The organism is Inquilinus ginsengisoli, assembly GCF_050434925.1.
GTDB lineage: Bacteria > Pseudomonadota > Alphaproteobacteria > DSM-16000 > Inquilinaceae > Inquilinus > Inquilinus ginsengisoli_B.
The window spans coordinates 293,709-311,668 of sequence record NZ_JBNDJK010000001.1 but is presented as its reverse complement, the minus strand read 5'-3'; the positions used below and the strand labels follow the sequence as shown (position 1 = coordinate 311,668).

Sequence of the window (17,960 nt, the reverse complement as noted above, 5' to 3'; positions counted from 1 at the left end):
TCACGCTATTGGACATGATGACGGCCGCGGCTCATCTCTAGGCAATCGCCCGCGAGCCGAGGACATGCCATGGCCGACTGGAACCCAGCCCTGTACCGCCGCTACGAGGACGAGCGCACGCGCCCGGCCCGCGACCTGCTGGCCCGGGTCGAGCTCGACCCGCCGCCCATCGACTCGACCGGGGCCGGCCGCACGCTCGTGATCTACGACCTCGGCTGCGGCCCGGGCAATTCGACCGAGCTGCTGGTCGAACGCTTCCCGGGGGCGGAGGTCACCGGCATCGACAGCTCCGAGGCGATGCTGGCCGATGCCCGCGCCCGCCTGCCGGGTTGCCGTTTCGAGCGGCACGACGTCGCCACATGGCAGCCGCCGCAGGCCCCGGACCTGATCTACGCCAACGCTACGCTGCAATGGCTGCCGGGGCATGAGGCGCTGGTGCCGCGGCTGTTCGGCCTGCTGGCGCCCGGTGGCGTGCTGGCGGTGCAGATGCCGGACAACCGCGAGGAGCCGACGCACCGACTGATGCGCGCCGTGGCCGGTGAGGGGCCGTGGCAGGAGACGATCGGCGAGGCCGCGCTGGTGCGCATCAAGATCCTGCCGCTCGACTCCTATTACGACCTTCTGGCGCCGCTCGCGGCCGAGACCGATGTCTGGCGCACCGCCTACCAGCACCCGATGGCGTCCGCGGAGGCGATCGTCGACTGGGTGCGTGGCACCGGCCTGCGGCCCTTCATCGACCCGCTGAGCGAGGACCAGCGCGCCGGCTTCCTGGCGGATTACACTCGCCGCATCGCCGAGACCTACCGGCCGAAGGCGGACGGCCGGCTGCTGCTGGCCTTCCCGCGGCTTTTTGTCGTCGCCCGCCGTCCGCGCTAGATCTTTCCAGCGTTGCGGCGGGGCCCCACATGGCAGGAACAGACCACGACGATGGAGCCCGCCATGTCGATCACCCATCTCGCCGCGATCGGGTCGCTGCTCAGCGCCCTGCTCCTGCTCGCCGCCTGCCAGGGCGTCGAGATCAAGCCCGCATCGCGTGGCGGCGGAGGCTCCAGCCTCGGTGCGGGCAGCAGCGGCCATGGTTGATGCCTCCGCGATCCGGTGACAGGATCGCGGCATGGCTTTCCATCTCTGCCGCACCTGCGGCACCCAGTACCCCGACAGCCCGGCGCCGCCGGCGGCTTGCCCGATCTGTGTGGACGAGCGGCAATATGTGCCCGAAGCCGGACAGAGCTGGCTGACGCTGGAGGAACTGCGGCGGGATCACCGCACCGTCTTCACGGCGATCGAGCCCGGCCTGGACCAGCTCCTGGTCGAGCCGGAATTCGGCATCGGCGAGCGCGCCTTCCTGATCCGGCTGCCCGAGGGCGGCGTGGTGATGTGGGACTGCGTGGCGCTGCTCGACGACGCCACGGTGTCGGCGATCCGGGCGCTGGGCGGCCTCCGCGCCATCGCCATCTCGCATCCGCACTACTACACTATGATGGTGGAATGGGCGCAGGCCTTCGGCTGCCCGGTCCATCTCCATGCCGATGACCGGCAATGGGTGCAGCGCCCCGACCCGGCGCTATCCTTCTGGTCGGGCGAGACCCTGGCGCTGGCCGACGGCCTCACCGCGATCCGCTGCGGCGGCCATTTCGCCGGCGCTTCCGTCCTGCATTGGGCGGCGGGGGCGGAGGGCCGCGGCGTGCTGCTCAGCGGCGACACCATCCAGGGCCTGCCGGACCGGCGCTGGGTGTCCTTCATGTACAGCTATCCAAACCTGATCCCGCTGCCGGCCCCGGCGGTGCGGCGCATCGCCGATGCGGTGGCGCCGTATGAGTTCGACCGGCTGTACGGCGCCTTCGTCGGCCGCCAGGTCAGGACGGATGCCCGCGGCGCCGTGCTGCGCTCGGCCGAGCGCTACATCCGGGCGATCCAGGGCGGCTGACGCGGCCGGGCGCCGAGTCCCGGCCTCATCACCCTGTCACTGGCCGGCCGGCGGCCATGTCTGATCAAGCCCAGGCCGGCGGCCAGGGCGTCGTCCGCAGCGTCTCCAGCAGGACCGCCGAAGCCCGCCGCGTGACCGGCAGATCATAGTTCTGCTCGAAGGCGGCGATGGCTGCCCGGGTCCTGGGCCCGATCAGCCCGTCGATCGGGCCCGGATTGAACCCCAGCCTCCTCAGCTCCCGCTGAATCTCCTTAACCCGGGCGGCGGTCAGCCGCGGCTCCGGTACAGGGGCCGACGTCACGGCAGACGTCACTGCAGTTTCAGCCGGCACCGCCCGCGCGGCGATATGAAGCGCTTCCAGCAACGTCGCCGAGGGCCGCCGCGTCACCGGCAGATCCAGGCTCTGCTGGAAGGCGGCGATGGCGGCCCGGGTCTTGGGCCCGACCCGGCCGTCGGCCGGGCCCGGATCGAAGCTCAGCCGCGCCAGCAGCCGCTGGATCTCCTCGATTTCGGGGGCGGTGAATGGCGGCTCCAGCGCAACCACACGCGACAGCGCGAGGGGGACCGCGGACGCCAGGGCCGTTTCGGTCAGGCCGGCCGGCTCGGCCGCCGCCAGCTGCGCGGCCAGCTTGTCGAGGATCGGGTCCGGGCCGGAGGCGGCCATGGTGGTCCAGACCGGGGTGAGAAGGTCAGTCTCCGCCAGGCTGACGAACCCGGCGCGAGCCACGGCCCACGGGGCACCGTCCGGAGCCGCCTGCAGCCTCGCCAGTGCTTCCCCGGCCTGGTCGTAGCCCGCCTCGGCGGCGATCCGATACCAGGCGGCGGCGAGGCGGGGATCGGGCGGACCGATCTCAACGCCCTCATAGAGCCGGCCCAGATTGTAGGCGCCCCGCGGGTTGCCGCCGACGCTGGCCCGGCGGAACCACTGCAACGCCTCCAGCGGGTCGCGCGCCACGCCGGAGCCCTTGAGATAGGCCAGCCCCAAGGCATTCAGCGCGCCGGAGTGTCCGGCCTCGCCCGCCTGTCGGAAGCGGGCCACCGCCGCCTCCGGATCACGCGGCACACCGAGGCCTCGTTCCAGCAGCACGCCGAGGTTGTAGGCGGCGTTGGCCACGCCCCGATCGGCGGCCCGGCGATACCAGTAGGCAGCGCGCTCGAGGTTCTGTGGCACTTCGATGCCGAGTGCGAAATATGTGCCGAGGTCATGCTCGGCAAAGGCCCGGCCGGCGGCGGCCTGGCGCGCCAAACTGCGCAGCTCGGCAGAGGCGTTGTCCGGCAGCGGCGTTTCCGCCGTCGGGTCGTCAGCCGGCGCGGTCGCCGCCGGGGCGGCGGGATGGGGTCCGGAGACGGAAATTTGCGGAGCCTCGTCGGCGGCGGACACTGGCGCCGCCTCGCCCCGGCCGCTTGCCAGCCCTGCCATAGCGAGGCAGCCGGCGGCAACGACCAGTGCCCCGGCCGCATGGCGGGCGGCGGCGCTGCGGGCGGGGCTCGGCTCACGCTTCAGCGGGATCTCCCGACCAGCCAGAGATGTCATCCGACCTCCTCCCCCTTTCGAGGCCTGCCCGCCCTGGGGCGGGATTGGGCATGGGACCGGACAGGCCGCTTTCTCTTGCCGTTGATGACGCCTGCCCGGCCCCATGTGAGGGAGCTGCGAGGCCGATCAGCGGGGGACGCTCCGGCCCTGCAAGCTCCCAGGGTCAAATCCTAAATGCCGTGGCCGGTTCGGCCTATACACACTTCCGGCGATGGGCCTCTCTTTTGAACCGATCTTCCGACGGTGCAGGCCTGTCGGCAGGTGACGGTGCTACCGCTTTTTCCCAGTACTTCGATGCCGGGAATAGGGAAGGCGACGGCGCTGCGGTCTCAGAGGAGATCAGGCAGTGGGAGATGCCGGCCGGCTTGCCCCTCCCGCCGCTTCGCCGCATCCTGCCGGCTAGATCGGACATAAGGGAACGACGCATGGCTCGCAGGATCGTGATCACCGGCGCCGGGGCGGGGTTGGGGCTGGAGCTGACGCGGTGGTACGCCGCCCGCGGCGACACCGTGATCGGCGTGGTCCGCAGCGACGCGGCCGATTTCACGGCGGCGGCCGGGCCGGACGGCATCCTGGTCCGCGGCGACGTCACCGACCAGGCCTGCGCCGACCGGCTGCGCCAGGTGCTGGCGGAGCGGGCGCCGGCGGTCGACATCCTCTACAACAACGCCGGCATGTCCGGCCGCGGCGCGCAGCTGGCCGGCATCCGGATCGAGGATGTGCAGCAGGCGCTCGACGTCCACTGCCTCGCCGCGCTGCGCATCAGCCAGGCGGCGATCGAGGCCCTGCTGGCGGCGGAGCGGCCGGCCATCGTCAATGTCAGCAGCCGGCTCGGCTCGATCGGCCGGGTCGCGGCGGGCGATTTCGACCATCTCGGCATCGCCTATGCCACCCGCATCTCCAAGGCGGCGCAGAACATGCTGACCGCCTGCCTCGCCCGCGAATTCGGCCCGCGTGGCCTGGCGGTCTACGCCGTCCATCCCGGCCGGATCCGCACCAGGATGGCCAGCGCCGACGCCGATCTCGAGGCGCCGGAGGCGGCGGCGCGGCTGGCCGGCTGGGTCGACCGCATCCGGCCGGACCGGCCGGTCTTCTACGGCGAGCCGGAGCTCGGCACCTTTCCCTGGTAGGAGGAATCTTTTTTCCGGCCCGGTCCTGAAACTTTCCCGGCGCGCGCCTCGTAAGGGCTCCCCGTCCCGGTCATCCGGCGACGCAACCAGAGTGGGAGAACCCGAGATGCGTGTCGTGCGATTTGCCTCCAGCGCCATCGGCGCCTGCCTGTTCCTCGCCGCGGCCGGGCCGGCCTTCGCTGAAACCAGCGTGATGGTCGGCGGCGCGGCGATGGTCCCGAGCAAGACCATCGTCGAGAACGCGGTCAATTCGAAGGACCACACCACCCTGGTCGCGGCGGTCAAGGCGGCCGGGCTGGTCGACACCCTGAATGGCGCCGGCCCCTTCACCGTCTTCGCCCCGACCAACGCCGCCTTCGGCAAGCTGCCCAAGGGCACGGTCGAGACCCTGGTGATGCCCGAGAACAAGGCGATGCTGACCACGATCCTGACCTATCACGTCGTGCCCGGGCGGCTGACCGCGGCCGACCTAGCGGCGGCGGTCAAGGCTGGCCACGGCAAGGCCATGCTGAAGACGGTCGAGGGCGAAGACCTGACCGTCGAATGGAAGCACGAGCGGTTCGAGCTGGTCGACGCCAAGGGCGCCACCGCCTGGGTGACGATCCCCGACGTGCTGCAGTCGAACGGCGTGATCCACGTCGTCGACACCGTGCTGATGCCGTAGTGGCTGGCGAGGGGGGCGTCGCGGCCGCGGCGCCCCCGCCCAGCGAATTCGCGTCCGCCTGCCCGGGCTCTGCTGCTAGAGTTCCGGCACCCTTGATGCGGGGACCGATGCGGCTGCAGGAAGACGAGGAGCTGATCCGGATGCTGCAGGCGACCGGCCGCGGGGACCGGCGCGCGTTCAAGGCCGTCTACGACCGGACGTCGCCGCTGCTGTTCGGCATCGTGCTCCGCATCCTGCGCAACCGGGCGACGGCGGAGGAGGTGCTGCAGGACGCCTATCTCCGCATCTGGCGCGGGGCCGCATCCTTCTCGGCCGGCACCGGCTCGCCACTGGGCTGGATGGCGGCGATCGCCCGCAACCGGGCCATCGACGTCGCCCGGCAGCGCCGCGAGGTGCTGGTCGAGCCCGACGAGGACGGTCGCGACTGGCTGGAATCGATCCCCGATCCGCGGTCCGATGGCGCCGGCTTCGTCGCCCTGCGCCAGCTCGGGCACTGCCTTGGCCTGCTGGAGGACAGCCACCGCCGCTGCGTGCTGCTGGCCTATTACGAGGGCTATTCCCGCGAGGAGCTGGCGGTCCGCTTCGACCGGCCGGTCAACACCATCAAGACCTGGCTGCATCGCGGGCTGGCCGCCCTGCGGCATTGCATGGATGGAGCCGGACCGTGACCGAGGAGCAGGAGGCCCGGATCGCCGAATACGTCCTCGGGACCTTGCCGTCCGGGGAGCGGGCCGCATTCGAGCGGGATCTGGCGGCCGACCCGGCGCTCAAGGCCGGGGTCGCGGCCTGGGAGCGGCGCCTGGCCGGGCTGGCGGCGCAGGTGCCGCCGGTCGAGCCCGGGCCCCAGGTCTGGGCGGCGCTGGAGCGTGCGATCGGTCCGGAAGCGCCCCCCAAGCCGGCGGCCGCAGCCGTGCTGCGACTTTCGGCGGAGGCGCGCCTGCTCCGATCCCGCGCCTGGTGGCGCAGCGCGGCCCTGGTGGCAGGCGCCCTGGCCGCGGGCCTGGTCGCGTTCATCCTGCTGCCCCGGGCCGAGCTGCCGGCCCGCCCGGACAGCTATGTCGCGGTGGTCAATCGCGGCGGCGACCTGCCGGCGCTGATCGTCCGGGTCGACACCCGCGCCGGCGTGGTCCAGGTCCGGCCGGTGCGGGCCGAGGTGCCGGCCGACCGCAGCCTCGAGCTCTGGTTCGTCGCCGCCGGCGCCGCGCCGCGCTCGCTCGGCCTGATCGATGCCGCCGACCGGAAGCGCCTGGCCATCCCCGAGGCGCTGCGCGGCTCCGCCCTCGTCGGCAGCACCCTGGCGGTCAGCGTCGAGCCCGCCGGCGGCTCGCCCACCGGCGCTCCGACCGGGCCCGTGGTCTATTCCGGCACGCTGATCGACGATCCATCCTGACAGGGGGCGATTCCCTCCGGCGCCGTCCGGTTCTAGGATGCGCGCCATGACCATCGAGTCCCTCCGCACCATCCGCCGCCTGCCGCCGACGCTGGTCAACCAGATCGCCGCCGGCGAGGTGATCGAACGCCCGGCCGCGGCGGTGAAGGAGCTGGTGGAGAACGCGATCGATGCCGGTGCCCGCCGCATCGACGTGGCGCTGCGCGACGGCGGCCGCAGCCTGATCGCCGTGGTCGATGACGGCGCCGGCATGGACCCGGAGGAACTGGTGCTGGCGATCGAGCGCCACGCCACCTCGAAGCTGCCCGATGACGATCTGGTGCGGATCTCGACCCTCGGGTTCCGCGGCGAGGCGCTGCCCTCGATCGGCGCCGTGTCGCGCCTGTCCATCGCCAGCCGCCCGCGGAACGCCGCGGAAGGGTGGAGCCTGTCGGTCGAGGGCGGGGCAGTGGCGGCACCGGTGCCGGCGGCGCTGAATCAGGGCACAAGGGTCGAGGTACGCGACCTGTTCTATGCCACCCCGGCGCGGCTGAAGTTCCTGAAGGGCGAGCGGGCCGAGACCCAGGCCGCAGTCGACATGGTCGAGCGCCTGGCCATGGCGCATCCCACGCTCAGCTTCACCGTCTCCGATGCCAGCCGCACCCTGCTGCGGCTGGAGGCGGCGCAGGGCGAGCTGTTCGATGCGCGCCTCGCCCGGGTTGGCGCCGTGCTGGGCGGCGACTTCGCCGAGAACGCCCTGCCGATCGAGGCGCTGCGCGAGGCGGTGCGCCTGACCGGCCATGCATCGCTGCCGACGCTGAACCGCGGCACCGCCCAGGCGCAGTACCTGTTCGTCAACGGCCGGCCGGTGCGGGACCGGCTGCTGCTCGGCGCCATCCGCGGCGCCTATGCCGATGTGCTGCCGCGCGACCGCCACCCAGTGCTGGCGCTGTATCTCGAGCTGCCGCCGGAGGAGGTCGACGTCAACGTCCACCCGACCAAGGCCGAGGTTCGGTTCCGCGACCCGGCGCTGGTGCGCGGGCTGATCGTCAGCACCCTGCGCCATGCCATCGCTGCCGCCGGCCATCGCGCCTCGACCAGCGTCGGCGCCGACACCCTGGCGGCCTTCGCGGTCCAGGATGGGGCGGCGCCGATGCAGGCCCCGCTGTCCCGGTTCAGCGGCCAGACCTCCTGGTTCCAGACCCGCGGCCCGGTACGCCCGCCGTCCGGCCTGGCCGAGGCGGCCGCCGCCTGGCAGGCGCCGATCGCCGCCGATCTCGCCCGGCCTTCCGCGCGGGCAGAGGCGGAGGTGGCGGAGCCGGCGTCGGAGCATCCGCTGGGCGCCGCCCGGGCGCAGGTGCACGCCACTTACATCGTCGCCCAGACCGGCGACGGGCTGGTCATCGTCGACCAGCACGCGGCGCATGAGCGCATCGTCTATGAGCGGATGAAGGCCGAGCTGCTGTCCGGCACGGTCAAGAGCCAAGGCCTGCTGCTGCCGGTGGTGGTGGAGCTGAACGAGGCTTCGGTCGACCGCCTCGGCGCGCGCCAGGCCGAGCTGGCGGAGCTGGGGCTGGAGCTCGAGCCCTTCGGCCCCGGCGCCGTGGTGGTGCGCGGCGTGCCGGCGCTGCTCGGCCAGGCCGACGTGCCCGGCCTGGTGCAGGACCTGGCCGACGCTCTGGCGGAGTGGGACGACGCCCGGCCGCTGACAGAGCGCCTGGCCCATGTCTGCGCCACCATGGCCTGCCATGGCAGCGTCCGCGCCGGCCGTCGGCTGAACGCGGCGGAGATGGACGCGCTGCTGCGCAGCATGGAGGTCACGCCCAATGCCGGCCAGTGCAACCACGGCCGGCCGACCTATGTCGAGCTGAAGCTCGCCGACATCGAGAAGCTGTTCCAGCGTCGTTGAGTCGGCAGCGTCATGCCGAGCCTGCGCTCGGACTCGATCTTCTAAAAGGGAGCCGTCATGGCGAGCCCCAAGGGGCGTGGCCATCCAGAAATCCAGCCGCTGGATCGCCCCTCCTAAACTCAAAAGGGGCGCTTCGCTCATCGCGATGACGAACTACGCCGGTGAGGCCGGCCTACGGCGCGCAGGCCGCCTCCAGCACGGCCAGGTCGTCCCAGACGACCGGGAACACCGGGGTCGGGTGGCCGCCGATCGGCTCGACGAACAGCGCACCCTCGACGCTGCCGAGCCGCCGGTAGAAGCCGCGGGCATCGTGATTGCCCTCGATCACCTCCAGGACGGCGGCCCGGAAGCCCTGGCGCCGCAGCTCGGCCGCGGCCCGGCCCATCAGCCGTCGGCCGATCCCGCCGCCGCGCTGCCCGGGCGCGACATGCAGGTTGTCGATCAGCGCCTTGTCCGGACCCTTCGGCCAGGCCGCCACGAAGCCGGCGATGCCGCCCGGCGCCGCCGCGACCAGGATCACCCGGCGCGGCTCGTCCTTGGTGAAGACGGTTCTCCAGCGCGCCGCCAGCTCGTCGCCGGCCGGCCCGTCCAGATAGCTGTCGGGCAGCAGCCCGCGATAGGCGCTGCGCCAGCTGCGCTGGTGCAGATCGGCGATCGCCGCGGCATCCGCCGCGGTCGCCGGCCGGATCTCGATGGTCATGGCGTTCTCCCGTCGACGCGGCGAGAGCATAGCTTGGCCCCGACAATGCCGCCTATCCTCGCGCCATGACCGGTCCCGACCTTCCGGGCGAGCACCAGGGCCTGCCGCTCCTGCGCTTCGCCGACGCCGCGTCCTGGGAAACCTGGCTGGCGGCGAATCACGGCTCCTCCCGCGGCGTCTGGCTCATCATCGCCCGGGTCGGCTCCGGCACACCCTCGGTCACCTACGAGCAGGCGCTGGACATCGCCCTCTGCCAGGGCTGGATCGACGGCCGCAAGCAGGGCGGCGACGCCGCGGCCTGGTGGCAGAAATTCACCCCGCGTGGGCCGCGCAGCGCCTGGTCGCAGCGTAACCGCGAGAAGGCCGAGGCGCTGATCGCCGCCGGGCGGATGGCGCCGGCCGGCCTCGCCGCGGTCGAGGCGGCGCGGCGCGACGGTCGGTGGGAGGCGGCCTACGGCCTCAGCCGCCATCGCGGCGTGCCGGACGACCTGCAGGCGGCGCTCGATCAAAATCCTGTGGCGGCCGCGTTTTTTGCCACGCTCGACTCGCGCAACCGCTACGCCGTGCTGTACCGTGTACAGACCGCGAAGAGGGCCGAGACCCGCGCCCGCCGGGTCGCCGATTTCGTCGCCATGCTCGCCCGCGGCGAACGGATTCACGGCGATTGAGGTCGGCGCCGTCGGCTTGCCGCGTGACCGGCATGCCGGAACGGCTGTTGGCACCGCCCTCAAGGAAGCATATCTAGTGCGTCCGCGCGGGAGGCATTCATCCCCCGCCGGTGAATCGGGGATACATGCAACGAGTCGACGGAACGATGAGCGGTTATAAGGAAAAGGGATTCGGGGATCGGCTGAGCAGCGCTCAGACCGCCAAGAAAGCCGCTCTGGAGCGGTTCCGCGCCAAGGTCTCGCCGGACAATCCGGAGCTGGCCCGGCAGCGGGCGGAGCGCGAGGCCCGGGCGGCCGCGCGCGAGCAGCGTGAGGCCGAGCGCCGGGTGGCCAAGGAGGCCGAGGCGGCTCGGCTGAAGGCCGAGGCCGAGGCCCGCGCGATCGAGGAGGCCCGGCTGAAGGCCGAGGCCGCCGAGGCCGAGGCCCGGGCCCGGCGCGAGGACGCGGAGCGGATGGTGGCGCAGCTGGCCGAGCAGAAGGCCGAGCGCGACGCCCGCTACGCCGCCCGCAAGGCGCGCGCCAAGCGCTGACCTGAGAGGCGCGGGGCGTCGTGTCGAAGACCACCCGCGCCACCCAGGTGCTGCAGCAGGCGGGCGTGAGCTTCGCCGTCGCGACCTATGACTACGACCCCGGCGCCGACCGAATCGGTCTGCAGGCGGCCGAAGCCATGGGCGTGCCGCCGCGCATCGTGCTGAAGACGCTGATGGCGGAGGCCGACGGCAAGCCGGTCTGCGTCGTCGTGCCGTCCGACCGCGAGGTCGGCATGAAGAAGCTGGCCGCCGCCTTCGGCGCGAAATCGGCGCAGATGATGCGCCCGGCCGATGCCGAGCGCATCACCGGCTATCATGTCGGCGGCATCAGCCCGCTGGGCCAGAAGCGGGCGGTGCCGATCGCGATCGAGGAATCGGCGATGGCCGAGGCCGAAATCTTCGTCAATGGCGGCCAGCGCGGGCTGCAGATCCGCTTGGCGCCGCAGGATCTTCGGGCGGCGCTGAACGCCAAGGTGGCGCCGCTGGTCGCTTAGGTCGGACCGGAACGGAGACGGGGTGCAGTCCTTCGACGTGGTGGTGATCGGCGCCGGGGCGGCCGGGATGATGTGCGCGGCCGAGGCCGGCAAGCGCGGCCGGTCGGTGCTCGTGCTCGACCATGCCGAAGCGCCGGGCGAGAAGATCCGCATCTCCGGCGGCGGCCGCTGCAACTTCACCAACCTGCACGCGGCGCCGGCCAACTTCATCTCCGGCAACCCGCATTTCTGCATCTCGGCGCTGCGCCGCTACACCCAGCGCGACTTCATCGCCCTGGTCGAGCGCCACGGCACCGCCTGGCACGAGAAGACGCTGGGCCAGCTGTTCTGCGACGGCTCGTCCCGCCAGATCATCGACCTGCTGCTGGCCGAGATGGGGCGGGCCGGCGCCACGCTGCGCCTGTCGAGCAAGGTCGAATCGGTCGAGCGCGACGCCGACGGCTTCGTCCTGGGGCTGGCGTCAGGCCCCGTGCACTGCCGCTCCCTGGTGGTGGCCACCGGCGGCCGGTCGATCCCGAAGATGGGCGCCACCGGCTTCGGCTACGACCTCGCCGCCCGCTTCGGCCTCAAGGTCACCGAGACCCGGCCGGCCCTGGTGCCGCTGACCTTCGAGCCGGCGCTGCTGGAGCGGCTGAAGCCGCTGGCCGGCATCGCCGTCGACGCCGAGATCGGCTGCGGCCGCACCCGGTTCCGCGAGGCCATGCTGTTCACCCATCGCGGCCTCAGCGGCCCGTCGGTCCTGCAGATCTCCTCCTATTGGCGCGAGGGGCAGGAGATCGAGGTGTCGATGCTGCCCGGCACCGATGTGTTTGACTGGCTGCGTACCGCCCGTGCCGCGAATGGCCGCCGGGCCCTGCACACCGTGCTGGCCGAGGCGCTGCCGAAGCGGCTGGCGCAGACCGTCACCGAGGCGGAGGGGGCGGCGGGCAACCTCGGCGACCTTTCCGACAAGCTGCTGCGCCGGGTGGCGGAGGCGGTGAATGGCTGGCGCGTGCGCCCGGCCGGGTCCGAGGGCTACCGCACCGCCGAGGTGACGCTGGGCGGGGTCGACACCGCGGGCCTCGATTCCCGGACCATGGAGGCGAAGGCGGTGCCGGGCCTCTACTTTATCGGCGAGGTGGTGGACGTCACCGGCTGGCTTGGCGGCTACAACTTCCAATGGGCCTGGTCCTCTGGCTGGTGCGCCGGACAGGCTGTCTGATAACACGCCCAGCGCGGCCGTCTGACGGCGGCGTCTCCGCTTCCGGTGCTCACGCACCAAATGTGCGCTGCGCTCCGGTTCTCGACGCCACCGGCAGCCGACTCACGCCGGACGCGTTCTCAAACAGCCTTTCAGGCCGCCGAGGTCGCGAAGTCGCCGCGCATCGGCTGCCAGATGGTGACGCCGCGCTCCTGCCGCAGCACGTCCGGCAGCGCCGCGATATAGGCCTGGCGGTAGCCGCGCGGGATCTGCACCTGCACCAGCTCGTCGAGGTCGGCCCAGGTCTCGTACAGCATGAACAGCGTCGGGTCCTCCGGCGAGCGGTGCAGAACGGCGTTGATGAAGCTCGGCTCGTGCCGCATCGCATCCAGCACCGGCGTCAGCAGGTCCAGAAACTCGGCCTCGCGGCCCGGCTTGACGTGCAAGGTGACGGTGAAGGCGACGGTGGTGTCGCCTGGCCGGGCGGCGGTGGACAGCGGCATCGGGACCTCCTGTGGCAGCGGCCGGCAGGATGCGGCACATCCGTCCTGCGGTCGATAACCTCGGAGGTCATGGCCTCACATTCGGAAGATCCGCTTGCCGTCGCCCGGGCGGGCCCAGCTCTCGGCGATGGCGCGCCCGGCCTCCGCCAGCGCATGGACGCCGCCGAGCGGCACCCGGATCTCCGGCCGGGCGAAGACCTCGATCATCTCGCCCAGCATCGCCCCGTCCTCCGGCGCCGGCGGGCCGAAGAAATAGCGGTAGATGCTGGGCCGGATCGTGACGCCGTTCAGCAGCAGGTCGAAATTGTGCAGCGTGAAGCTCTCCTCGCTCATGCCGCCGTTGATCACCACCCGGCCGCCGAAGGCCAGGCTGCGGATCAGCGTGCCGGTCGCCGGCCCGCCGACATTGTCGACCACGCCGTGCAGCCCGGCCCCGCCGGTCACCGCCATCAGCTCGGCCCGCAGGTCGTGGCGGGACAGGTCGATCACCGCCTCGGCGCCGAGCTCGCGCAGGTCGAGCTCCGGATGCGCGCGGCGGACGATCGCGACCGTGCGGATGCCACGCCGCCGGGCGAATTGCAGCACCAGCGTGGAGATCGTGGAATACCCGGCCGTCACCGCCAGCCACTGGCCTGGCTCGACGCCGGACTCCGCCACCAGATCCCAGGCGGTGATCGGGTTCATCAGTTGCCCGGCCTTTTCGGCCGGCATGTCGGGCGGCAGCGGGATCAGGTATTCGGCCGGGACCGCCGCGTATTCCGCCCAGGTCCGCTCATGGCTGAAGGCCACCAGCGTGCCCGGCGGCAGCGCCACGCCCGGCCCCGCCCGCTCGATCACCCCGGCGCCATGGTTGCCGGCGATCTGGCGCGGGAATTTCGGCTTCTTCGGCTCGGGATACAGGTTCTGCACGAACAGGAAATCGCCGGGGTTGATCGAGGCCGTGACCATCCGCACCAGCGCCTCGCCCGGCCCGATCTCCGGCACCGGCACATCGGCCAGGTACAGCACCTCGGCCGGCAGGCCGATCCGGTCGAACACCACCGCTTTCATCCGCCACTCCATCGCTTGCGGGACGGTCAGACCGTAAGGGCGGCGGGGATCGGGCAGAATTGGCAGGATTGACAATCTCTATGCTAAATCTGCCGGATGACGGTCAAACCGATCCATGTGGCGATCTGGCTGCCTGCCCGCTTCTACTCGGCGGTGGCGGCGACACTGGTCGAGATGCTGGAGCTGGTGAACACGCTGCGGCGCGAGCCGGCCTTCAGCTTCGAGTCCGTGGCCCGGTCGCCGGTCGCCGCCGCCACCTCCGGCATCGCCTTTCCGGTCACGCCGCAGCCGACGGCACCGGTCGACGTGCTGGTGCTGCTGGCGATGCCGGGGCTGAACGTGCCGGAGATGCTGCGGGCCCTGGCGGAGGAAAGCGGCCACGCCCGGCCGCTGATCGACCAGGCGCGGCAGCAGGGCGCGATCATCGCCGCCCATTGCGGTGCCGCCTATTTCCTGGCCGATGCCGGGCTGCTGGACGGCCGGCGCGCCACCATCTCCTGGTGGCTGAAGGAGGATGCGCTGCGGCGCTTCCCGAAGGTGCGCTGGGACCCGTCCCGCCTGCTGCTGCGCCAGGACCGGATCTACAGCTGCGGCGGCGGCTTCTCCGGGCTCGAACTGGCCACCGCCCTGCTGCGCGACCTCGGCTTCGCCAGGGAGGAGCGGATCGTGCGCAAGCTGCTGGTGCTGCCGCCGGCGCGCCGGTCGCAGACGCCCTATGAGTTCCCGCTCGACCAAGCGACGCCGGCGCCCCAGCCGTTCCGCGACCGCCTGCTGGAGGTGGCTCGAGCGGATCTCCCGGCGCTCAGCCCCGAAAGCCTTGCGGGGACGCTCGGCCTGTCGCCCCGCACATTGGCCCGGCGCTTCACCGAGGAGCTGCAGACCACGCCGGGCCGCTGGATCCAGGACCGGCGGCTGGACGCCGCGCGCGACCTGCTTGAGCGCAGCGACCTGGGCGTCGCCGAGATCTGCTACAAGGTCGGCTACCAGGATGCGGCGTCGTTCAGCCGCCTGTTCGCGCGCCGCACCGGCCTGTCGCCCGGCGAATACCGCCGCCAAGCCCGCTGAGCCTCAATCCGCGAACACCCGGTCGCCCTGCTCGTCGATGATCTGCTGCGCCTTGGTCACCGAGAAGGCGGTGGCGTCGTCCTTGCTGCCGTGCTTGTCGGCCCGGATGAAGCGGTGGGTCTTGGTGCCCTCCGGGAAGTCCTTCTCGATCACGCCCGAGGTCTGGTACTGGCCGCCGGCCTGGAATGGGGCGGGGCGGATGCGGAAGCCCTTGTACTCGACCGCCGGCCCGGCCGGGACCTCGCCGGACGAGGCCTCCTCGCGCTTGCCGCCGCCGAACAGGGATTTGAGGAAGGAGACCATCGTGCCGCCCGCAGCTCAGGAAAGGGAAGCAACAGCCTAGCCCGGATCGCGCCGCGGATCACGCATTGTGCGACCAGAACGATGCGTTGCCTCTCCCGCCTGGCGGGAGAGGCAACGCGTTTCTGCTGCGAGGTACGTCCCGAATTGACGAACCCACGACCTCACGCTACAGCCGATCTGCCGTAGCCGGAGACACGCAATGGGGACCGACTCCACCGCAACCCGCTGAGCCGCACCAACCCGTCCGGTTGTTGCGGCGTTCCCGATCACGGCCTTTCCCAGTCCTGATGCGGACCGCCGCCGAAATCCCCTTTCCGCGGAGGTCTTCCCATGCCTGCACCCAGGCCATGGCCTTATTCCCTGGCAGCGACCCTGCTGCTGCTGTCCCCGTTCGACCTGATCGCCTCGCTCGGCATGGATGTCTACCTGCCGGTGGTGCCTTTGATGCCGGCGGCGCTGGCGGCGACGCCGGCGCTGGTCCAGCTGACCCTCAGCCTCTACCTGCTGCTGCTCGGCTGCGGCCAGCTGCTGTTCGGGCCGCTGTCCGACCGCATCGGCCGGCGGCCGGTGCTGCTCGGCGGCTCCCTGCTGTTCACCCTGGCCTCGGCCGGGCTGGCGCTGACCGCCTCGGCCGGCCTGTTCCTGACGCTGCGCCTGGTGCAGGCGGCCGGCGCCGCGGCCATGCTGGTCGCCACCTTCGCCACGGTGCGCGACGTCTACGCCGCGCGGCGCGAGGGCGCGGTGATCTACAGCCTGCTCGGCTCGATGCTGGCCTTCGTGCCGGCCTTCGGACCGCTGCTCGGCGCCGGGGTCGATCACGGCTTCGGCTGGCGCGGCATCTTCTGGCTGCTCGCCGGGCTCGGCGCCCTTGCCGGGCTGCACGCGCTGTGGCGCTGGCCGGAGACGCGGCCCGAGGGTGGCGGCGGGGTACGGCTGCGCCATGCCGGCGCGATCCTCGGCAGCGGGCCGTTCTGGACCTATACCCTGGGCTTCAGCGCGGCGATGGGTGCGTTCTTCGTCTATTTCTCGACCGCGCCCGCGGTGCTGATCGGCGGCCTCGGCCTCTCTCCGATCGGCTTCAGCCTGGCCTTCGGCACCGCCGCCCTGGTGATGATCGCCACCGCCCGCTTCGCCGGCCGCTTCACCGCGCGCTGGGGCCGGCGCGGCTGCCTGATCCGCGGCATGGCGCTGCTGCTGGCCGGGGCCGGGCTGCTGGCGCTGGGGAATGTCGTGATGGGACCGTCGCTCTGGGCCTTCCTGGGGCCGGTCTGGGTGATCTCGGCCGGCATCTCAGTCACCTGCGCCGTGACCGCCAACGGGGCACTGCAGAGCTTCGGCCATGTTGCCGGCACCGCCACCGCCCTTTATGCGTGCCTGGAGGGACTGATCGTCGGCGCCGTCGGCACGCTGGCGGTGCTGGTGCTGCCGGCCGGCTTGGCGCTGGCCGGGTTCAGCGCCCTGGCGGCGCTCATCGTGACCGGCCTGGCCCTGCGCCTGCCGGCCGAATGAGAGGGAAGGGGCGGGCCTTCCGGTCCGCCCCCGTCCGTCACGCCGCCATCGCCGGCGCCTGGTCGATGAAGCCGGTGATGCCGGACAGCAGGCCGCCGGCGATCTCGCCGAAATCGGTGCCGGCGACCAGCGGCGGCTCGCCATCCGGCCCCAGCTCCCAGCGGAAGCGGATGCGGCCATTGTGCTCGTCGACCGGTCCGACCCGGCGGAAGCGGTGGCCGGGGAAGCGCTCCTGCACCGCCGCGATCATGGCGTCGATCCCGGCCCGGCCATCGCCCCGCATCATCGGGTCGAGATAGGCGGCATCCTCGGTCCAGGTCACGTCGATCAGGGCACGCCGGCGGCCGGCATCGGTCTCGTTCCAGATCGCGATGTAGCGGTCGACCAGCTCGGTGGCGCCATTCGTATCGGCAGTCATCTCGGCTCTCCATCGGTGGTTGCGATGCCCCGATCCTGGCCGGCGCCAGGGACGAAAGCGATTACCTGCCAGGTCATGGATGCGCCGCCGCCGGCCGGCTATCGTCGGCGCATGGTCCACACCGCCCCCAGCTTCGGCGACCACCTGCGCGACTGGCGCCGGCGCCGCCGCCTCAGCCAGCTCGACCTCGCCTGCGAGGCCGACATCTCCACCCGCCACCTGTCCTTCATCGAGACCGGCCGGTCGCGGCCGAGCCGCGAGATGGTGCTGCATCTGGCCGAGCGGCTGGAGGTGCCGCTGCGCGAGCGCAACACCCTGCTGGTCGCCGCCGGCTTCGCCCCGGCTTATCCGGTGCGGCCGCTGGACGACCCGGCGCTGGCCCTGGCCCGGCGGGCGGTGGAGCGGGTGATCGAGGCGCATGCGCCGAACCCGGCCCTCGCGGTCAACCGCCACTGGCAGCTGGTTGCCGCCAACGCCGCTGTGCCGCTGCTGTTGGACGGGGTGTCGCCGGCGCTGCTGCAGCCGCCGGTCAACGTGCTGCGGCTCGGCCTGCATCCGGACGGGCTGGCGCCGCGGATCGTCAACTATGCCGAGTGGCGCGGCCATCTGCTGGAGCGGCTGCAGCGCCAGGTCGACTCGGCCGGCGACTCGGTGCTGGTCGAGCTGCTGGCGGAACTGCGGGCCTATCCCGCCCCGCCGACCGCGATCGCGGTGCTGGCCCCGCCGGAGGAGGCGCATCCCGACGTCGTCGTGCCGTTCCGCCTCGCGACCAGGTCCGGGATTCTCTCTTTCCTGTCGACCACCACCGTGTTCGGCACGCCGGTCGACGTCACCCTGTCGGAGCTGGCGGTGGAATCCTTCTTCCCGGCCGATGCCGCCACCGCCGAGGCGCTGCGCCGCACCGGCGGCGGCAACGCTCCGTAACAAAATTGTCGCCGGCTTGTATTTGACATAATTCCCGTAACCGGGTCACATGGGCTGGAGACTTCCTTGAGGGGAGCCAGCCG

The 17,960-nt window shown here is 71.9% G+C and carries 21 protein-coding genes; 15 read left to right on the top strand and 6 right to left on the bottom strand.

All coding sequences use genetic code 11. The annotated features are described in order from the left end of the window. Positions 1–69 precede the first annotated feature (69 nt). From tam to QFZ27_RS01530, 3 genes are all read left to right on the top strand, one after another. Positions 70–876: a trans-aconitate 2-methyltransferase gene (gene tam / locus QFZ27_RS01540; protein WP_429224319.1), complete on the top strand. Its 807-nt coding sequence runs from the start codon at positions 70–72 to the stop codon at positions 874–876. Between the two features lie 63 nt (positions 877–939). Beyond that, positions 940–1,083: a hypothetical protein gene (locus QFZ27_RS01535; RefSeq protein WP_429224318.1), complete on the top strand. Its 144-nt coding sequence runs from the start codon at positions 940–942 to the stop codon at positions 1,081–1,083. Between the two features lie 31 nt (positions 1,084–1,114). Beyond that, on the top strand, positions 1,115–1,927 hold the full coding sequence (locus tag QFZ27_RS01530) for an MBL fold metallo-hydrolase (protein WP_429224317.1): 813 nt from the start codon (positions 1,115–1,117) through the stop codon (positions 1,925–1,927). 64 nt (positions 1,928–1,991) lie between these two features. On the opposite strand, the gene QFZ27_RS01525 is transcribed toward QFZ27_RS01530, so the two are convergent. Beyond that, positions 1,992–3,461 (bottom strand): peptidoglycan-binding protein, encoded by a 1,470-nt coding sequence (locus QFZ27_RS01525; protein ID WP_429224316.1) that lies wholly within the window; start codon positions 3,459–3,461, stop codon positions 1,992–1,994. Positions 3,462–3,886: 425 nt separating this feature from the next. On the opposite strand from QFZ27_RS01525, the gene QFZ27_RS01520 reads away from it, so the two are divergent. The 5 genes from QFZ27_RS01520 to mutL all read left to right on the top strand — a co-directional run bounded on the left by QFZ27_RS01520 (position 3,887) and on the right by mutL (position 8,533). Then, positions 3,887–4,591: an SDR family NAD(P)-dependent oxidoreductase gene (locus QFZ27_RS01520; protein ID WP_429224315.1), complete on the top strand. Its 705-nt coding sequence runs from the start codon at positions 3,887–3,889 to the stop codon at positions 4,589–4,591. A gap of 106 nt (positions 4,592–4,697) precedes the next feature. Then, positions 4,698–5,255: a fasciclin domain-containing protein gene (locus QFZ27_RS01515; RefSeq protein ID WP_429224314.1), complete on the top strand. Its 558-nt coding sequence runs from the start codon at positions 4,698–4,700 to the stop codon at positions 5,253–5,255. Positions 5,256–5,362: 107 nt separating this feature from the next. After that, positions 5,363–5,923 (top strand): sigma-70 family RNA polymerase sigma factor, encoded by a 561-nt coding sequence (locus QFZ27_RS01510; RefSeq protein WP_429224313.1) that lies wholly within the window; start codon positions 5,363–5,365, stop codon positions 5,921–5,923. Beyond that, entirely contained in the window at positions 5,920–6,645 is a 726-nt protein-coding gene (locus QFZ27_RS01505) for an anti-sigma factor (RefSeq protein WP_429224312.1), read from the top strand. The genes QFZ27_RS01510 and QFZ27_RS01505 overlap by 4 nt, the downstream gene beginning before the upstream one ends. A gap of 46 nt (positions 6,646–6,691) precedes the next feature. After that, positions 6,692–8,533, top strand: a complete 1,842-nt coding sequence (gene mutL, locus QFZ27_RS01500; RefSeq protein WP_429224311.1) for a DNA mismatch repair endonuclease MutL — start codon at positions 6,692–6,694, stop codon at positions 8,531–8,533. Positions 8,534–8,705: 172 nt separating this feature from the next. On the opposite strand, the gene QFZ27_RS01495 is transcribed toward mutL, so the two are convergent. Next, complete coding sequence (locus QFZ27_RS01495; RefSeq protein ID WP_429224310.1) at positions 8,706–9,233, bottom strand: GNAT family N-acetyltransferase; 528 nt, start codon at positions 9,231–9,233, stop codon at positions 8,706–8,708. 65 nt (positions 9,234–9,298) lie between these two features. Here QFZ27_RS01495 and QFZ27_RS01490 point away from each other — a divergent pair, with 65 nt between their 5' ends. The 4 genes from QFZ27_RS01490 (at position 9,299) to QFZ27_RS01475 (ending at position 12,126) form a co-directional block, all read left to right on the top strand. Further along, the gene (locus QFZ27_RS01490; protein ID WP_429224309.1) at positions 9,299–9,901 is read left to right on the top strand and encodes a YdeI/OmpD-associated family protein; all 603 of its coding nucleotides are present in this window, start codon (positions 9,299–9,301) and stop codon (positions 9,899–9,901) included. A 146-nt stretch (positions 9,902–10,047) separates the two neighbouring features. Beyond that, complete coding sequence (locus tag QFZ27_RS01485; protein WP_429224308.1) at positions 10,048–10,431, top strand: DUF6481 family protein; 384 nt, start codon at positions 10,048–10,050, stop codon at positions 10,429–10,431. A gap of 20 nt (positions 10,432–10,451) precedes the next feature. Next, entirely contained in the window at positions 10,452–10,925 is a 474-nt protein-coding gene (gene ybaK, locus QFZ27_RS01480) for a Cys-tRNA(Pro) deacylase (protein ID WP_429224307.1), read from the top strand. 22 nt (positions 10,926–10,947) lie between these two features. After that, on the top strand, positions 10,948–12,126 hold the full coding sequence (locus tag QFZ27_RS01475; RefSeq protein WP_429224306.1) for a BaiN/RdsA family NAD(P)/FAD-dependent oxidoreductase: 1,179 nt from the start codon (positions 10,948–10,950) through the stop codon (positions 12,124–12,126). A 131-nt stretch (positions 12,127–12,257) separates the two neighbouring features. On the opposite strand, the gene QFZ27_RS01470 is transcribed toward QFZ27_RS01475, so the two are convergent. Next, positions 12,258–12,608 (bottom strand): putative quinol monooxygenase, encoded by a 351-nt coding sequence (locus QFZ27_RS01470; RefSeq protein WP_429224305.1) that lies wholly within the window; start codon positions 12,606–12,608, stop codon positions 12,258–12,260. Positions 12,609–12,683: 75 nt separating this feature from the next. Then, on the bottom strand, positions 12,684–13,658 hold the full coding sequence (locus QFZ27_RS01465) for a quinone oxidoreductase family protein (protein WP_429224304.1): 975 nt from the start codon (positions 13,656–13,658) through the stop codon (positions 12,684–12,686). A gap of 96 nt (positions 13,659–13,754) precedes the next feature. On the opposite strand from QFZ27_RS01465, the gene QFZ27_RS01460 reads away from it, so the two are divergent. Beyond that, positions 13,755–14,723, top strand: coding sequence for a GlxA family transcriptional regulator (locus QFZ27_RS01460; protein WP_429224303.1), 969 nt, complete (start codon positions 13,755–13,757; stop codon positions 14,721–14,723). Between the two features lie 3 nt (positions 14,724–14,726). Here the strand turns inward: QFZ27_RS01460 and QFZ27_RS01455 are convergent, their stop codons facing one another. Then, complete coding sequence (locus tag QFZ27_RS01455) at positions 14,727–15,026, bottom strand: HlyU family transcriptional regulator (protein WP_429224302.1); 300 nt, start codon at positions 15,024–15,026, stop codon at positions 14,727–14,729. A 330-nt stretch (positions 15,027–15,356) separates the two neighbouring features. Here QFZ27_RS01455 and cml point away from each other — a divergent pair, with 330 nt between their 5' ends. Further along, the gene (cml, locus tag QFZ27_RS01450; RefSeq protein WP_429224301.1) at positions 15,357–16,535 is read left to right on the top strand and encodes a CmlA/FloR family chloramphenicol efflux MFS transporter; all 1,179 of its coding nucleotides are present in this window, start codon (positions 15,357–15,359) and stop codon (positions 16,533–16,535) included. A gap of 37 nt (positions 16,536–16,572) precedes the next feature. Here the strand turns inward: cml and QFZ27_RS01445 are convergent, their stop codons facing one another. Then, the gene (locus QFZ27_RS01445) at positions 16,573–16,953 is read right to left on the bottom strand and encodes a nuclear transport factor 2 family protein (RefSeq protein WP_429224300.1); all 381 of its coding nucleotides are present in this window, start codon (positions 16,951–16,953) and stop codon (positions 16,573–16,575) included. A gap of 111 nt (positions 16,954–17,064) precedes the next feature. Between QFZ27_RS01445 and QFZ27_RS01440 the strand changes: the two genes are divergently transcribed. Next, complete coding sequence (locus QFZ27_RS01440) at positions 17,065–17,877, top strand: helix-turn-helix domain-containing protein (protein ID WP_429224299.1); 813 nt, start codon at positions 17,065–17,067, stop codon at positions 17,875–17,877. Positions 17,878–17,960 lie beyond the last annotated feature (83 nt).

Excerpts from the sequence above, each read along its gene's own strand:
- tam (WP_429224319.1), top strand. The coding sequence starts at position 70 with ATGGCCGACTGGAACCCAGCCCTGTACCGCCGCTACGAGGACGAGCGC.
- QFZ27_RS01535 (WP_429224318.1), top strand. The coding sequence starts at position 940 with ATGTCGATCACCCATCTCGCCGCGATCGGGTCGCTGCTCAGCGCCCTG.
- QFZ27_RS01530 (WP_429224317.1), top strand. The coding sequence starts at position 1,115 with ATGGCTTTCCATCTCTGCCGCACCTGCGGCACCCAGTACCCCGACAGC.
- QFZ27_RS01525 (WP_429224316.1), bottom strand. The coding sequence starts at position 3,461 with ATGACATCTCTGGCTGGTCGGGAGATCCCGCTGAAGCGTGAGCCGAGC.
- QFZ27_RS01520 (WP_429224315.1), top strand. The coding sequence starts at position 3,887 with ATGGCTCGCAGGATCGTGATCACCGGCGCCGGGGCGGGGTTGGGGCTG.
- QFZ27_RS01515 (WP_429224314.1), top strand. The coding sequence starts at position 4,698 with ATGCGTGTCGTGCGATTTGCCTCCAGCGCCATCGGCGCCTGCCTGTTC.
- QFZ27_RS01510 (WP_429224313.1), top strand. The coding sequence starts at position 5,363 with ATGCGGCTGCAGGAAGACGAGGAGCTGATCCGGATGCTGCAGGCGACC.
- mutL (WP_429224311.1), top strand. The coding sequence starts at position 6,692 with ATGACCATCGAGTCCCTCCGCACCATCCGCCGCCTGCCGCCGACGCTG.
- QFZ27_RS01495 (WP_429224310.1), bottom strand. The coding sequence starts at position 9,233 with ATGACCATCGAGATCCGGCCGGCGACCGCGGCGGATGCCGCGGCGATC.
- QFZ27_RS01490 (WP_429224309.1), top strand. The coding sequence starts at position 9,299 with ATGACCGGTCCCGACCTTCCGGGCGAGCACCAGGGCCTGCCGCTCCTG.
- QFZ27_RS01485 (WP_429224308.1), top strand. The coding sequence starts at position 10,048 with ATGAGCGGTTATAAGGAAAAGGGATTCGGGGATCGGCTGAGCAGCGCT.
- QFZ27_RS01470 (WP_429224305.1), bottom strand. The coding sequence starts at position 12,608 with ATGCCGCTGTCCACCGCCGCCCGGCCAGGCGACACCACCGTCGCCTTC.
- QFZ27_RS01465 (WP_429224304.1), bottom strand. The coding sequence starts at position 13,658 with ATGAAAGCGGTGGTGTTCGACCGGATCGGCCTGCCGGCCGAGGTGCTG.
- QFZ27_RS01460 (WP_429224303.1), top strand. The coding sequence starts at position 13,755 with ATGACGGTCAAACCGATCCATGTGGCGATCTGGCTGCCTGCCCGCTTC.
- QFZ27_RS01455 (WP_429224302.1), bottom strand. The coding sequence starts at position 15,026 with ATGGTCTCCTTCCTCAAATCCCTGTTCGGCGGCGGCAAGCGCGAGGAG.
- cml (WP_429224301.1), top strand. The coding sequence starts at position 15,357 with ATGCCTGCACCCAGGCCATGGCCTTATTCCCTGGCAGCGACCCTGCTG.
- QFZ27_RS01445 (WP_429224300.1), bottom strand. The coding sequence starts at position 16,953 with ATGACTGCCGATACGAATGGCGCCACCGAGCTGGTCGACCGCTACATC.
- QFZ27_RS01440 (WP_429224299.1), top strand. The coding sequence starts at position 17,065 with ATGGTCCACACCGCCCCCAGCTTCGGCGACCACCTGCGCGACTGGCGC.